We start from the raw sequence: 14,640 nt of genomic DNA on the forward strand, positions 1-14,640 counted from the left end.
TTGTCGCGATTCCTGTACCGGCATCAGGACCATTCGGGCGCCCATATGTATATGTCGATTGAGGATTTAATAATCCAGGGTTTTATTGATATGGTGCCGTCCTTGCTTTCCAAGAAGGAGAAGAACATGCGCTTGAACCTCATTGCCGCGGCCCTCGCCGCTTCCGCCCTCTTCACGGGCATTGCCGCGCACGCAGACCAGCTTGCCGACATCAAGAAAAAAGGCGAACTCGTCGTGGGCGTGCTCGGTACCGACGAGCCCGCGACCTTCATCGATCCGAAGACGCGCCAGATCGTCGGCTATGAAGTCGATTTGGTGAACGCAATTGCCAGGAAGATCGGCGTGAAGCCGGTGCTCAAGCAGATTGCCGTGGCTGCGCGCATTCCCGAACTGCAGCAGGGCCACGTCGACCTGGTGGCCGCGGGCCTCACACACAACAAGGAGCGCGAGGCGCAAATCGACTTTTCTCTCACCACCTTCGTCACCGGCCAGAAAGCCATCGTGAAAAAGGACAGCGGCATTACCGATGTGCCGCAGTTGGCCGGCAAGAAGGTGCTCACCATTCGCGGCGGCACGCAGGAGCCGAACATCCGCAAGGCCGTGCCCACGGCCGAGGTGGTGACCTTCGACACGAGCCAGCAGGCCTTCCAGGCGCTGCAGCAGGGCAAGGGCGTGGGCTATGTGGACGATGAGGCCGCGCTGCTGCGCAGCTACGCCAAACTCGGCCCGCAAAAGGCCAAGTACGTGGTGCTCAAGCAGAACCTGAGCACCGAGGCGCTGGCCATCGGCATCAAGAAGGGCGAGAGCGGCCTGAAGGCGGTGGTGGACGACACGCTGCGCGAGCTCGAGAAGTCGGGCGAAGCGCAGAAGATCTTCGTCAAGTGGTATGGGCCGAACACCGCGTCGGGCTTCCAGACGCGCGACTTCAAGCTCGAGACCGACAAGATCGACTGATCCGGTGCGGGCCGGGGGAGGGAGAAAATCCCTTCGCGGCGGTGATACTGTCGCCCCTCATGCCCCTGTTCGACTATTCGCTGCTGCTCACCGGCCAGTACCACGACATGCTCGTCGCGGGCCTGCTGCTCTCGCTGCAGCTGCTGGCCGCCTCGCTGCTGCTCGCCCTGCCCATCGCGCTGGTGGTGGCGCTGCTGCGTCTTTCGCCCGTCGCACCGCTGCGCTGGCTGGGCTTTGCGTATGTGGAATCGATCCGCAACATTCCGCTGCTCGCGCACACGCTGTTCTGGTACTTTGGCGCGCCCGAGCTGCTGCCCGAAGGCATCAAGCAATGGCTGTATGAAGGCCACATCGAGGCGTACAGCGCGATCATTGCGCTGGCGCTCTACACGGCCGCCTTCATGGCCGAAGACATCCGCAGCGGCATTCGCGCGATTCCCACGGTGCAGTTCGAGGCCGGCCGTGCATTGGGCTTCGGCTTCATGGGCACCATGCGCCGCGTGGTGCTGCCGCAGGCGCTGCGCGTGACGGTGCCGCCGCTCATTTCGCAGACGCTGAGCCTGTGGAAGAACACGTCGATCGCCACGGTGATCGGCGTGGCCGAGTTGATGTACCAGGCCGGGCAGGTCGAGAGCGCGACATTCCGCAGCTTCGAGTCGTTCGCATTCGCGAGCGCGGCCTACCTGACCGTGTCGCTTGCCATCACGGGGCTGGCCACCTGGTACCACCACCGCTTTCCGGTAAGAACCATCTAGGGCGGCTGGCCAGATGCTGGAAATCATCAACGACTACTGGGTGTACTTCCTCATTGGGCAGTACCCGAACGGGCCGCTCGGCGGGCTGGTGCTGACGCTGCTGCTTGCCTCTTGCGGGCTGGTGCTCGCGCTGCCGCTGGGCATTGTGCTCGGCCTGGCGCGCGTGAGCCCTTGGCGCTGGCTGCGCTGGCCGGTGACGGGCTTCGTCTTCGTGGTGCGCGGCTTGCCGTTGCTGATGGTGATCTTCTGGGCCTACTTCTTCCTGCCCAGCGTCACGGGCGTCAAGACCGACCAGTTCACCACCATGCTGATCGCGCTCGTGGTGTTCGACGCCGCCTACCTGGCCGAGATCGTGCGCGCTGGCATCCAGGGCCTGCCGCGCGGGCAGATGGAAACAGCCCGCGCGCTAGGCCTGGGCTACGGCCCCGCGATGCGCCTTGTGGTGCTGCCACAGGCCCTGCGCAGCATGCTGCCTTCGCTGGTCAACCAGTTCGTCTCGACCATCAAGGAAACCTCGCTCGGCTACATCATCGGACTGGCCGAGGTGTCTTTCATCGCCACGCAGATCAACACGCAGGTGTTCACCAAGCCGGCCCAGATCTACCTGATCCTGGGGCTGACCTATTTCATTCTCTGCTTCGGGCTGTCGCGCTTTGCCTACTGGCTGGAGCGCCGCCTCGCGCGGCGCGGCATGTCCGTGGCCGACCCCGGCGCAGCCCCCAAGGTGTCCGCATGATCGAACTGCAGAACGTCAACAAGTGGTATGGCAGCTACCAGGCCCTGGTCGACATCAACGAAACCATCCACAAGGGCGAAGTGGTCGTGGTGTGCGGGCCCTCGGGCTCGGGCAAGTCGACGCTGATCCGCACCTTCAACCGGCTGGAGCCGATCCAGTCGGGCCGCATCCTCATCGAGGGCAAGGACATCCATGCGCCCGGCACCGATGTGAATGCGTTCCGCTCGCGCATCGGCTTCGTGTTCCAGCAGTTCAATCTTTTTCCGCACCTTACCGTGCTGCAGAACTGCACCATGGCGCCCATCCAGCTGCGCGGTCTTACGCGCAAAGAGGCGGACGAGCGCGCGATGGCGCTTTTGCAGCGCGTGGGCCTGGCGCACAAGGCGAATGCGTGGCCCGGCGAACTCTCGGGCGGCCAGCAGCAGCGCGTGGCCATTGCACGTGCGCTCGCCATGCAGCCGCCGCTGATGCTGTTCGACGAGCCTACCAGCGCGCTCGACCCCGAAATGGTCGGCGAGGTGCTGCTGGTGATGCGCGACCTCACGCGCGACGGCATGACCATGGTGTGCGTCACGCACGAAATGGGCTTTGCCCGCGAGGTGGCCGACCGCGTGCTTTTCATGGACGAAGGCAAGGTGCTCGAGCGCGCAACGCCCGACGACTTTTTCAACCGGCCGCAGCACCCCCGCGCGCAGCAGTTTCTTTCGGACATCCGCTCGCCGTTCTCGCGCGGCGCATGACATGCTCTCCACGCCCATGACAGACACGCAGACTCTTCCGCTGATCGATGTCGCGCCGCTCGTGGCGGGCGCGCCTGAACGCGGCCGTGTAGCCGCGCAGATCGGTGCCGCGTGCCGTGCGCACGGCTTCTTCTATGCCGCAGGCCACGGCGTCGACCCTGCATTGGTCCAGCGGCTCGAAGTGCTGAGCCACCGCTTCTTCGAGTTGCCCGAAGAAACCAAGATGCAATGGCGCATGGCCCTGGGCGGACGCGCCTGGCGCGGCTACTTTCCGCTGGGTGGCGAGCTGACCTCGGGCCGGCCCGACTGGAAGGAAGGCCTCTACCTGGGCACCGAACTGCCGGCCACGCATCCATTGGTGCAGGCAAAAACACCGGTGCATGGCCCCAACCTGTTCCCCGACGTGCCGGAATTTCGCGAAACCATCCTCGACTACATGGCTGCCGTGACGCAATTGGGCCATCGCCTGATGGAAGGCATCGCGCTGAGCCTCGGCCTGCCGGCGACGTACTTCGCCGAGCGCTACACCGCCCATCCCTTGATTCTGTTCCGCCTGTTCAACTACCCCTCGCAGCCCGTGCCCGAGGGCCTGGACGTGCAATGGGGCGTGGGCGAGCACACCGACTACGGCCTGCTCACCATCCTGCACCAGGACGAGGTCGGCGGCCTTGCCGTGCACACGCCGGGCGGCTGGATCGATGCGCCGCCGATCGCCGGATCGTTCGTTTGCAACATCGGCGACATGCTCGACCGCATGACGGGCGGGCTCTACAAATCGACCCCGCACCGGGTGAAGCGCAACACCTCGGGCCGCGACCGGCTTTCGTTTCCGCTCTTCTTCGATCCGAATTTCGAAGCCCGTGTGCAGCGCATCGATGGGCTGCAGGGGGCGGAGGCGCGCGACGACAGTGCAGAGCGCTGGGACCGCGCCAACGTGCACGCTTTCAGCGGCCGCTATGGCGACTACCTTCTCGCCAAGGTGTCGAAGGTGTTCCCGCAGCTGCGCGACGAAGTGCTCTGAGCCCGCAGGTCAGGCGCGCTTCTGCGCCGGGGCGGGAAACCACAGCGGCACGTGCGCCATGGCGTCGTGCAGCGAATCGAGCACATGAAACGCCTGCTCGACGATGGACGCCGGCGGATGCTTGAGGTCGGGCACGATGACGACCCTGAGGCCCGCCGCCAGTGCGGCCTTGGCGCCGTTCTCGCTGTCTTCGAAGGCCACGCACTCCGCAGGGGCCACGCCCAGGCGCTCCGCTGCAAGCAGGTACAACGCCGGGTCTGGCTTGGCGCGCGCCACTTCGTCGCCTCCCGCAAAGGCCTCGAAATGGTGCAGCACGTCGAGGCTGCCAAGGCAGGCCGCGATCTGGCCCCGCGTGGACGATGAGGCAACCGCACACCGAGTGCCGAGTCCGCGCAAGGCGGAGAGCAACTCGGCCGCGCCGGGCTTGATGGGGAAGAGCGGCCGCAGGTCGCCGTCGGCACGCTGCAGCTGCAGCGCGGCGGTCACTTGCGCCGCCGCGTGCTGGTAGGCGGCCGCGCCGCCGAGCAGCGCTGCAAGGATCTGCTTCGACTCAGCCATGGCCAGCCCTACGCACTGCAGGTACTGGGCGTGCGAAAGCTCGATGTCGAGCGTGCGGGCGGCTTCGATCCAGGCAGCCATGATGGGCCGCTCCGAATCGATGAGCAGCCCGTCCATGTCGAAAATTGCGGCGGCGAACATGAGGCGATCCTAAGCCAGCCCGCGCCGCGGCGCCCGAAACGCAAAAAGGGGCCGACCGGCCCCTTTTTCGAACACCCGCTTGGCGCTGATCAGTCGCGCACCAGCGCCCGGTTCAGGCCCAGCGCCGCCAGCGTGCCGACCGCGCCCGAGAGCAGGTAGACGCTGACATATGCCAACCCGAAGTTCGCCGACAGCCCCAGCGCTACCAGCGGCGCAAAGGCCGCACCGATGAGCCAGGCCAGGTCGGCCGTGAGCGCAGCGCCCGTGTAGCGGTACTTGGGCTCGAAGTTCGACGTCACCGCACCGGCCGCCTGGCCGTACGAAAGCCCCAGCAGCACGAAGCCCAGCAAGATGAAGATGTCCTGCCCGATGCGGCCGCCGTCGAGCAGCGTCGGCGCAAAGCCGCTGAAAACGGCAATCATCGCCGCCAGCCCGCCCAGCGTAAAACGCCGTCCCACGCGGTCGGCAATGAGGCCCGATGCAACGATACCGGCGGCGCAGAACGCAGCGCCGATCATCTGCACCACCAGGAATTCGGTAATCGACTGGTCCGAGTACAGCGTGATCCACGACAGCGGAAACACCGTGATCAGGTGGAACAGTGCGTAGCTGGCCAGCGCGGCGAATGCGCCGATCAGCAGGTTGGCGCCCTGCGAACGGGTCAGTTCGACCACGCTGGTGGGCTGCAACTCGCGCTCTTCGAGCAGGCGCGAATACTCTTCGGTGGCCACCAGCCGCAGGCGCGCGAAGAGCGCGACCACGTTGATTGCGAACGCAACATAGAAGGTGTAGCGCCAGCCCCAATCGAGAAAGTCCTTGAGCGCCAGGCTGCCGTAGAGATAGGCAAAAAGCGCGCTGGCTACAAAAAAGCCGAGCGGTGCACCCAACTGGCCGAGCATGGCGTACCAGCCGCGGCGGTTTTGCGGCGCGTTGAGCGCCAGCAGCGATGGCAGCCCGTCCCACGAGCCACCCAGCGCCAGCCCCTGAGCAAACCGAAACACCGACAGCAGCACGATGGATGTGAACCCGATGCTCGCGTAGCCCGGCAAAAAGGCGATGCCCGCGGTGGAGGTGCCCAGCAGGAACAGCGCAATGGTCAGCTTGGCCTCCCGCCCGAACCGCCTCTGGATGGCCATCGAAATGACGGTGCCGAACGGCCGCGCAATGAAGGCGAACGAAAAAACCACGAAGGCGTAGAGGGTTCCTTCGAGGCGCGCCTCGAACGGAAAGAAAACCGACGGAAATACCAGCACCGACGCGATGCCATAGACGAAGAAATCGAAGTATTCCGATGCCCGCCCGATGATCACGCCGACGGCGATCTCGCCCGGCGCGATGTGGGAATGCCCGTCGCCCTGCCGGGCGTCGTTTTCGGACGTGTTCGGCACCGGCGGTGCGCCTTGCGGAAGGATGCTGGACGTCGTCGTCATTGCGTTTTGTAATTCGGGTGTCACGTGCAGTGACAAAGGTAGACCATGAACAGGGAGGCTCCAAGCGTCTCACCGAATGAGGATTCCCGCCATAGGACAAAACGTCCAATAGCGGGGCGCACCCTTTGGTCGTAGATTGTGGGGTCTTTGCGCAGCCCCTGCACTTCTTTCTTTCGGCATGCCCACCCTCAAATCTCTTCGGCGATGGTCCCTGTTGCTTCCCCTTGCCTTCCTGGCAGGCTGCAACACGGTGCTCATGAATCCTTCCGGCGACATCGCCAACCAGCAGGGGCGGCTCATCGTCGTCTCGACGGTGCTGATGCTGATCATCATCGTTCCGGTGATCGCGCTGACGCTCTTCTTTGCCTGGCGCTATCGGCAGTCGAACAAAGAGGCCGACTACAGCCCCGACTGGGACCACTCCACCCAGCTTGAACTCGCCATCTGGGGGGCGCCGCTCCTGATCATCATTGCGCTGGGCGCAATCACCTGGATCAGCACGCACACGCTCGACCCGTACCGGCCACTCAGCCGTCTGGACGCAGAGCGCCCGATTCCCGCCGAAGCCAAGCCCCTGGTGGTCGAAGTGGTGGCGCTCGACTGGAAGTGGCTCTTCATCTACCCCGAAGAAGGTTTTGCCACGGTCAATGAAATGGCCGCGCCGGTCGACCGCCCGATCTCGTTCAAGATCACCGCCACCTCGGTGATGAATTCGTTCTTCATTCCCGCGCTGGCGGGGCAGATCTACGCCATGCCGGGCATGGAAACCAAGCTGCACGCGGTCATCAACAAGCCGGGCGAATTTGAGGGCTTTTCCGCCAACTACAGTGGCGCGGGCTTCTCGGGCATGCGCTTCAAGTTCCACGGCCTGAGCAACGAAGGCTTCCAGGAGTGGGTAAAGAAGGCCAAGGCCGGAAAAGACGGAGAGCTCACCCGCGAAACCTACCTGAAGCTCGAAGCCCCGAGCGAGCGCGACCCCGTGCGCCACTACACCAGCGTAGCCCCCGACCTGTACGACGCCATCCTGAACCGCTGCGTAGACCGCAACAAGATGTGCATGAAGCAAATGATGGCCATCGACGCGGACGGCGGACTGGGCAAGCCCGGCGCATTCAACGTTGCCACCAAGCAAGCCTGGCAGGCTGCTGACCCCCTCATCAATTCGCCCACGCGCAAGTACGTCACGGCGATGTGCACCACCGAAGAATGACGATGTTCGAGAACCTTGACCTGACGAAGCTCATCTTCGGCCGCCTCACCTGGGAGGCGATTCCCTACCATGAGCCGATCCTGATCGGCACCTTCATCGCGGTCGTCCTCGGCGGCCTCGCGCTCCTGGGCGCCATTACCTACTACAAGGTGTGGGGCACCCTGTGGCGCGACTGGATCACCAGCATCGACCACAAGAAGATCGGCATCATGTACATCATCCTCGGACTGGTGATGCTGCTGCGCGGCTTCTCCGACGCCATCATGATGCGCGCCCAGCAGGCGGTGGCCTTCGGCGACAACGCCGGCTTCTTGCCGCCGCACCACTACGACCAGATCTTCACCGCGCACGGCGTGATCATGATCTTCTTCGTGGCCATGCCGCTGGTCACGGGCCTCATGAACTTCGTGGTGCCGCTGCAGATCGGCGCGCGCGACGTGGCCTTTCCGTTCCTGAACAACTTCAGCTTCTGGATGACCACCTTCGGCGCCGGCCTGGTGATGGCGTCGCTCTTCGTGGGCGAGTTCGCCAAGACGGGCTGGCTGGCCTATCCGCCGCTCTCGGGCATTCTCTTCAGCCCCGACGTGGGGGTCGACTACTACATATGGTCGCTCCAGATAGCGGGGGTAGGCACCCTGCTCTCGGGCGTCAACCTGCTGGCCACCATCGTGAAGATGCGCGCGCCCGGCATGACGATGATGAAGATGCCGGTGTTCACCTGGACCGCGCTTTGCACCAACGTGCTCATCGTGGCCGCCTTTCCGGTGCTCACCGCAGTGCTCGCGCTGCTGTCGCTCGACCGCTATGCCGGCACCAACTTCTTCACGAACGACCTCGGCGGCAACGCCATGATGTACGTGAACCTGATCTGGATCTGGGGCCACCCCGAGGTGTACATCCTGATCCTGCCGGCGTTCGGCATCTTCTCCGAAGTGGTGTCCACCTTCAGCGGCAAGCGCCTCTTCGGCTACGCCTCGATGGTGTACGCCACCATCGTGATCACCATCCTGTCGTACCTCGTCTGGCTGCACCACTTCTTCACCATGGGCTCCGGCGCCAGCGTGAACTCGTTCTTCGGCATCACGACGATGATCATCTCGATTCCGACGGGCGCGAAGATCTTCAACTGGCTCTTCACCATGTACCGGGGCCGCATCCGCTTCGAGCTGCCCATGATGTGGACCGTCGGCTTCATGGTCACCTTCGTGATCGGCGGCATGACGGGCGTACTGCTCGCGGTGCCCCCGGCCGACTTCGTGCTGCACAACAGCCTGTTCCTCATTGCGCACTTCCACAACGTGATCATCGGCGGCGTGCTGTTCGGCATGCTGGCCGGCATTACCTACTGGTTCCCCAAGGCGTTCGGCTACAAGCTCGATCCGTTCTGGGGCAAGTGCTCGTTCTGGTTCTGGCTCGTGGGCTTCTGGGTCGCATTCATGCCGCTGTATGTGCTGGGCCTGATGGGCGTTACGCGCCGCATGAGCCACTTCCAGGACATGTCGCTGCAGTTCTGGTTCCAGGTTGCGGCCTTCGGCGCCGTGCTGATCGCACTGGGCATTGCGTCGTTCCTCATCCAGCTGGTGGTGAGCTTCGTGCGCCGCGAGTCGCTGCGCGACACCACCGGCGACCCGTGGAACGGCCGCACGCTCGAATGGTCGACCTCGTCGCCGCCGCCGGCCTACAACTTCGCGTTCACGCCGCGCATCCATGACAACGACGCCTGGACCGACATGAAGCGCCGCGGCTACGCTCGCCCGCTCGAAGGCTTCACGCCCATCCACATGCCCAGGAACACCAGCGCCGGCTTCATCATTGCGGCACTGGCAGCGGTGTGCGGCTTTGCGCTGATCTGGCAGATGTGGCTCGTGGCAGGCATCGGCTTTGCCGCCATGCTGGCCGCCGTGATCATCCACACCTTCAACTACAAGCGCGACTACTACATTCCCGCGGAAGACGTCGTCCGTACCGAAGCCGAACGCACGCGCCTCCTGGCAACAGCAGCCCATGTCTGATACCACCGCCCTCCACTCTCCCGCGGCCGGCCACGCCCACAGCGACCAGACGGGCAAGCCTCCCGTGTTCGAGCTGTTCCACGTCGGCAACGACCACCACCCCGAGAACGGCACGCTGCTCGGGTTCTGGCTGTACCTGATGAGCGACTGCCTCATCTTCGCCTGCCTGTTTGCGGTGTACGGCGTGCTGGGCCGCAGCTATGCGGCCGGCCCCTCGGGCGCCGACCTGTTCGACCTGCCGCTGGTGGCCGTCAACACGTCACTGCTGCTGCTGTCGTCCATCACCTACGGCTTCGCGATGCTCGAGATGCAGAAGAAGCGCATGGGCGGCACGCTGGCATGGCTGGCCATTACGGGCTTGCTGGGCGCAGGCTTCATCGGCCTGGAGCTCTACGAGTTTGCGCACCTCATCCATGAAGGCGCGGGACCGCAGCGCAGCGCGTTCCTGTCATCGTTCTTTGCGCTGGTCGGCACCCACGGCCTGCACGTGACCTTCGGCATCGTCTGGCTCATTGTGCTGATGATCCAGTTGCCCAAGCACGGATTCACCGCCGCCAACCGCCGCCGCCTGATGTGCCTTTCGATGTTCTGGCACTTTCTGGACGTGGTGTGGATCGGCGTCTTCACCTTCGTTTATCTGATGGGATCGATGGCATGAGCACCGCCCACACCAACACTGCAGCCGCGCACGGCCACGACGCACACCACGGCCATGACGACCATCACGACGATGGCCCGGTGAGCCACAGCACCTTCAAGGGCTACATGACCGGCTTCGTGCTTGCGGTCATCCTCACCGCGATTCCGTTCTGGCTCGTGATGGGCAAGGTGCTTACCAGCACGCACACCACGTCGCTCGTCATTCTTGCCTTTGCGGCGGTGCAGATCGTGGTGCACATGATCTACTTCCTGCACATGGACGCCAAGTCCGAGAGCGGGTGGAACATGCTCGCGCTCATCTTCACCATCGTGCTCGTGGTGATCACGCTGGCCGGCTCGCTTTGGGTCATGTACCACATGAACGCCAACATGATGCCGATGTCGGTGCACGACATGAAGAACATGCCTTGACGACGACCCCGCCGCCAGACCAGGGCACCCGCAACACACCGGCCGGCCGCCAGCGCTCCACGGCCGCGAGGGTGATCTTCATGGTCTGCGCGGCGCTTGCCTTTGCGGGCTTTACCGCACTCGGCAACTGGCAGGTCGAGCGCAGGGCCTGGAAGCTCGATCTCATCGCCCGCGTTGAACAGCGCGTGCACGCGCCGGCCTCCGAAGCCCCCGCACGAGACCGTTGGCCCCAGATCGACGCTGCCGCCGACGAATACCGGCACCTGCGCATCGCCGGCACTTTTCTCCACGACAAGGAAACCCTGGTGCAGGCCAGCACCCGGCTTGGAGCCGGCTTCTGGGTAATGACGCCGCTGCGGGCCGCCGACGGCACCACGGTGCTGGTCAACCGCGGCTTCGTGCCGCCCGAGGCACGTGAGCGCACCGCGCGTGCGGCCTCGGAGCCCAAAGGCGAAACCACGGTGACCGGCTTGCTGCGCGTCACCGAGCCCAAGGGTGGCTTCCTGCGCAAGAACGATCCCGCCGCCGACCGCTGGTTCTCGCGCGATGTAGAGGCCATTGCCGCTGCGCGCGGCCTGAACAATGCGGCGCCATACTTTGTCGATGCCGAAGCCGTGCCCTCGGGTCCCGGCGCAGCACCGGCGTGGCCTGCGGGCGGCCTCACGGTCATCGCCTTTCCCAACAGCCATCTCGTCTACGCCATTACCTGGTATGGCCTGGCGCTGATGGTTGCGGGCGCGGCGTGGTTCGTGTGGCGCGACGATCGTCGCCGCCGCCGCAGGCTCGCCAACTCAGCCGGCAGCAGCGGCGACAATGCCCCCTATGCCGACGGAAGACAGCGCCCAGACGACCGCCGCCCCGACTGAGGCCTTTGCCGTGGCGGGAGAGTTGCACGCGCCCCGCGCGGGCGTCGCGAGCCTGGACAACGCCACCGGCCACAAGAACATGCAGCAGCTGATCCAACTGCGCTGGTTCGCGGTTGTCGGACAGGTGATCACCATCCTGTTCGTGCACTACGGCTTCGGCATCCGGCTGCCGCTCGATCAGATGCTGCTGGTGCTGGCGTGCCTGGCGCTCTTCAACGTGGTGAGCCTGCTGCGTTCGCGCACCCTTCGCAGGGTGACCAACGGCGAGCTGTTTCTCGCGCTGCTGGTCGATGTGGCCACGCTTACTGCGCAGCTCTACCTCAGCGGCGGCGCAACCAATCCGTTCATCTTTCTGTACCTCTTGCAGGTCATCCTGGGTGCGGTGCTGCTCAAGGCGTGGTCGACGTGGACCATCGTGGTCGTTACCGGCCTGTGCTTTGCAGGGCTGGCGCTTTTCTCGCGCCCGCTTGCACTGCCGCTCGACCACGACCGCGGGCTCTGGAGCCCCTACGTGCAGGGCATGCTGATCTGCTTTGCACTGAATGCAGCGCTGCTGGTGGTCTTCATCACCCGCATCAGCCGCAACCTGCGCGCGCGCGACGCGCGGCTGGCCGACCTGCGTCAGCGCGCATCGGAAGAAGAGCACATCGTGCGCATGGGCCTCCTGGCGTCGGGCGCCGCGCACGAGCTGGGCACGCCGCTTGCCACGCTAGCAGTCATCCTGGGCGACTGGCGCCGGCTGCCGCATTTCAGTTCAGACCCCGAGCTGCTGACCGAAGTGGCCGAGATGGAACTGCAGATCCAGCGTTGCAAGAGCATCGTGAGCGGCATCCTGCTGTCGGCCGGCGAGGCGCGCGGCGAGTCGTCTGAAGAAACGACGGTGAGCACCTTTCTCGACGAGCTGGTCGAGGAATGGCGCACCACCCGCCCTGTGGAAGAGTTCGACTACGACAACCGCTTTGGCCGCGACCTGCCCATGGTTTCCGACTCGGCAGTCAAGCAGATGATCTGCAACGTGCTCGACAATGCACTCGAAGCCTCGCCGCACTGGCTGCGCTTCGAGGTGGCGCAAGACGCCGATGCACTGACCCTCACGGTCACCGATGCGGGGCCGGGCTTTCCGGCCGCAATGCTGAAGCAGTTCGGCAAGCCCTACCAGTCGAGCAAGGGCCGGCCGGGCGGAGGGCTCGGGCTCTTCCTGGTGGTGAACGTGGCACGCACGCTCGGTGGCCGCGTGGCGGTACGCAACCGGCCTGAAGGCGGCGCCATCGTGTCCATTGCGCTGCCGCTTGCGGCTGTTGTGCTGGAAGAGGACGACGAAGAAGAAGCCATCGACAACACCATCGCACTCACCGGAAACACGAGCCCATGACCGAACCCGCCGAAGCCGAGCGCCAGTTGCTGATCGTCGAAGACGACGCGGCCTTTGCGCGTACGCTCGGCCGTTCATTCGAGCGGCGCGGTTATGCGGTAACGCATGCAAGCAATGCCGAAGAGGTCGAGGCGCTGCTGCAAGGCCATTCGCCGGGCTATGCAGTGGTCGACCTGAAGCTGAACGGCGAAGCATCGGGCCTGGCCTGCGTGCAGATGCTGCACCGGCACAACCCCGAGATGCTGATCGTGGTGCTCACGGGCTTTGCAAGCATTGCCACTGCGGTCGAGGCGATCAAGCTGGGTGCCTGCCACTATCTTGCCAAGCCATCCAACACCGACGACATCGAGGCGGCGTTTGGCCGGGCAACGGGCACCACCGAGGTAGAGTTGACCAACCGCTCGACGTCGATCAAGACGCTGGAGTGGGAGCGCATTCACGAAACTCTTGCTGAAACCGGCTTCAACATTTCAGAAACTGCGCGGCGGCTTGGCATGCACCGGCGCACGCTGGCGCGCAAGCTCGGAAAACAGCAAGTCAAATAAATAACAAAGCGAACGAACGACATGAACTCCGGCAAGCCGACATCCGCAGTGCGCAGCCAGACCACGCTGGAAGAAATCTTCAACGCGCTGAGCCACGGCCTCGGCCTGCTGCTGGCGGTAGCCTCGTTGCCAATCCTGGTCTACAGCGCTGCGCAAAAGGGGCAGGCGGCGAGCATCGTAGGTGCCTCTCTCTTTGCAGGAACGGCCATCGTGCTGTACCTGATTTCCACGCTGTACCACGCGCTACCCACCGGCCGAGCCAAGGCCTGGTTCAATCGGCTCGATCACGCGGCCATCTACCTGTTCATTGCGGGCAGCTACATGCCGTTTCTGTTCGGTGTGCTGCGTGGGCCGTGGGGCTGGACGCTGTTCGGAGCAATCTGCGCGGCGGCAGCGCTGGGTGTGGGTGCCAAGCTGTTCAACCGGCTGCAGCATCCGCTGTGGTCCACCGGCCTCTATGTGGCAATGGGCTGGATGGCGTTGATGGCGGCTGTACCGCTGTACGAACGCATGTCACCGGCGGGCCTGGGTTGGCTCGTGGCCGGCGGGCTGTTCTACACGGCGGGTGCGGTGGTTTTCTTGTTCGACAACAAGGTGCGGTTCGCCCACTTTGTATGGCATCTGTTCGTGCTGGCTGGCAGTTCTTGCCACTTCTTTGCGGTGCTCTGGCATTCGCACGGCTGATCTTCTTCAGGGGCGCTCTTGTTTAGGGCGCTCTTGTTCAGGGCGTGTGCACAGGCCACCGGGTACTCCCCTCCGCGAATGTCCCCCGGGGCTGCGCCCCTCCTCCTTTATTTCGCTGCGGGGAGCACCCGATGCCCTGTGCACCAGGGCACGCTGCTGGTGTTCCGCTGTTCAATGACCGCTCTGCGCAACGCTCCCGTCGATGGGGTGCCTTGCGCAGCGAAACAAAGGAGGAGGGGCGGAAGCCCGAAGGCCGGGGGACATTCGCGGAGCAAGGTACCCCGTCGGCGGGTGCGCCGCCCTGAAACAACAGCCTTCAGTAATGCGGCGGCAACTCGTCCCGCAAGCTGCGCGCCGCACCCTCTTGCCCCGCGTTCTGGCTCTGCTGTTTCAGCTGGGTCACCTGGAGAATCAGGCTGTCGATCTGCTGCTGTTGACGGTAGATCGTCATGTTGAGTTGCTCCAGCAGGTCTTCCGCGTAACTCGACTTGATCTCGAGTTCGGTCAGCCGCTCTGCAATGTCGTCCGGTAAATGTTCCATGGCT

The 14,640-nt window shown here is 64.3% G+C and carries 16 protein-coding genes; 13 read left to right on the forward strand and 3 right to left on the reverse strand.

Annotation, left to right across the window (positions count from 1 at the left end; genetic code table 11):
- The first annotated feature begins 126 nt into the window (after positions 1-126).
- Genes J2X67_RS22765 through J2X67_RS22785 form a run of 5 tightly spaced genes read left to right on the forward strand, consistent with a single transcriptional unit; the run spans position 127 to position 4,206 of the window.
- Entirely contained in the window at positions 127-954 is an 828-nt protein-coding gene (locus tag J2X67_RS22765; RefSeq protein ID WP_309956757.1) for an ABC transporter substrate-binding protein, read from the forward strand.
- Positions 955-1,013: 59 nt separating this feature from the next.
- Positions 1,014-1,709: an amino acid ABC transporter permease gene (locus J2X67_RS22770; RefSeq protein ID WP_309956759.1), complete on the forward strand. Its 696-nt coding sequence runs from the start codon at positions 1,014-1,016 to the stop codon at positions 1,707-1,709.
- A gap of 13 nt (positions 1,710-1,722) precedes the next feature.
- Positions 1,723-2,445 carry an amino acid ABC transporter permease gene (locus tag J2X67_RS22775; protein ID WP_309956761.1) on the forward strand — a complete coding sequence of 241 codons (723 nt, stop codon included), beginning with the start codon at positions 1,723-1,725 and terminating at the stop codon, positions 2,443-2,445.
- Complete coding sequence (locus J2X67_RS22780; protein WP_309956763.1) at positions 2,442-3,185, forward strand: amino acid ABC transporter ATP-binding protein; 744 nt, start codon at positions 2,442-2,444, stop codon at positions 3,183-3,185. Before J2X67_RS22775 ends, J2X67_RS22780 begins: the two co-directional genes overlap by 4 nt.
- A 16-nt stretch (positions 3,186-3,201) precedes the next feature.
- Positions 3,202-4,206: an isopenicillin N synthase family oxygenase gene (locus J2X67_RS22785; protein ID WP_309956765.1), complete on the forward strand. Its 1,005-nt coding sequence runs from the start codon at positions 3,202-3,204 to the stop codon at positions 4,204-4,206.
- A 9-nt stretch (positions 4,207-4,215) separates the two neighbouring features.
- On the opposite strand, the gene J2X67_RS22790 is transcribed toward J2X67_RS22785, so the two are convergent.
- Positions 4,216-4,905: an HAD family phosphatase gene (locus J2X67_RS22790; RefSeq protein WP_309956767.1), complete on the reverse strand. Its 690-nt coding sequence runs from the start codon at positions 4,903-4,905 to the stop codon at positions 4,216-4,218.
- 89 nt (positions 4,906-4,994) lie between these two features.
- Complete coding sequence (locus J2X67_RS22795) at positions 4,995-6,335, reverse strand: MFS transporter (RefSeq protein WP_309956768.1); 1,341 nt, start codon at positions 6,333-6,335, stop codon at positions 4,995-4,997.
- Between the two features lie 178 nt (positions 6,336-6,513).
- On the opposite strand from J2X67_RS22795, the gene cyoA reads away from it, so the two are divergent.
- From cyoA to trhA, 8 genes are read left to right on the forward strand one after another with little or no spacing between them, the layout of a single operon-like run.
- The gene (gene cyoA / locus J2X67_RS22800) at positions 6,514-7,545 is read left to right on the forward strand and encodes a ubiquinol oxidase subunit II (protein WP_309956770.1); all 1,032 of its coding nucleotides are present in this window, start codon (positions 6,514-6,516) and stop codon (positions 7,543-7,545) included.
- Entirely contained in the window at positions 7,542-9,557 is a 2,016-nt protein-coding gene (gene cyoB, locus J2X67_RS22805; RefSeq protein ID WP_409050537.1) for a cytochrome o ubiquinol oxidase subunit I, read from the forward strand. The genes cyoA and cyoB overlap by 4 nt, the downstream gene beginning before the upstream one ends.
- A complete protein-coding gene (gene cyoC / locus J2X67_RS22810; protein ID WP_281151439.1) occupies positions 9,550-10,215 on the forward strand; it encodes a cytochrome o ubiquinol oxidase subunit III in 666 nt (221 codons plus the stop codon). Before cyoB ends, cyoC begins: the two co-directional genes overlap by 8 nt.
- Entirely contained in the window at positions 10,212-10,628 is a 417-nt protein-coding gene (gene cyoD / locus J2X67_RS22815; RefSeq protein WP_309956774.1) for a cytochrome o ubiquinol oxidase subunit IV, read from the forward strand. The genes cyoC and cyoD overlap by 4 nt, the downstream gene beginning before the upstream one ends.
- Positions 10,625-11,494 carry an SURF1 family protein gene (locus tag J2X67_RS22820; RefSeq protein ID WP_409050538.1) on the forward strand — a complete coding sequence of 290 codons (870 nt, stop codon included), beginning with the start codon at positions 10,625-10,627 and terminating at the stop codon, positions 11,492-11,494. Before cyoD ends, J2X67_RS22820 begins: the two co-directional genes overlap by 4 nt.
- Positions 11,451-12,866 (forward strand): ATP-binding protein, encoded by a 1,416-nt coding sequence (locus tag J2X67_RS22825; RefSeq protein ID WP_309956776.1) that lies wholly within the window; start codon positions 11,451-11,453, stop codon positions 12,864-12,866. The genes J2X67_RS22820 and J2X67_RS22825 overlap by 44 nt, the downstream gene beginning before the upstream one ends.
- Positions 12,863-13,411 carry a response regulator transcription factor gene (locus J2X67_RS22830; protein ID WP_309956777.1) on the forward strand — a complete coding sequence of 183 codons (549 nt, stop codon included), beginning with the start codon at positions 12,863-12,865 and terminating at the stop codon, positions 13,409-13,411. Before J2X67_RS22825 ends, J2X67_RS22830 begins: the two co-directional genes overlap by 4 nt.
- 21 nt (positions 13,412-13,432) lie before the next feature.
- Positions 13,433-14,095 (forward strand): PAQR family membrane homeostasis protein TrhA, encoded by a 663-nt coding sequence (trhA, locus tag J2X67_RS22835; RefSeq protein ID WP_309956779.1) that lies wholly within the window; start codon positions 13,433-13,435, stop codon positions 14,093-14,095.
- A 316-nt stretch (positions 14,096-14,411) separates the two neighbouring features.
- On the opposite strand, the gene J2X67_RS22840 is transcribed toward trhA, so the two are convergent.
- Entirely contained in the window at positions 14,412-14,636 is a 225-nt protein-coding gene (locus tag J2X67_RS22840) for a SlyX family protein (RefSeq protein ID WP_126748443.1), read from the reverse strand.
- Positions 14,637-14,640 lie beyond the last annotated feature (4 nt).

It is taken from the genome of Variovorax sp. 3319, from assembly GCF_031456585.1.
Lineage (GTDB): Bacteria > Pseudomonadota > Gammaproteobacteria > Burkholderiales > Burkholderiaceae_C > Variovorax > Variovorax paradoxus_P.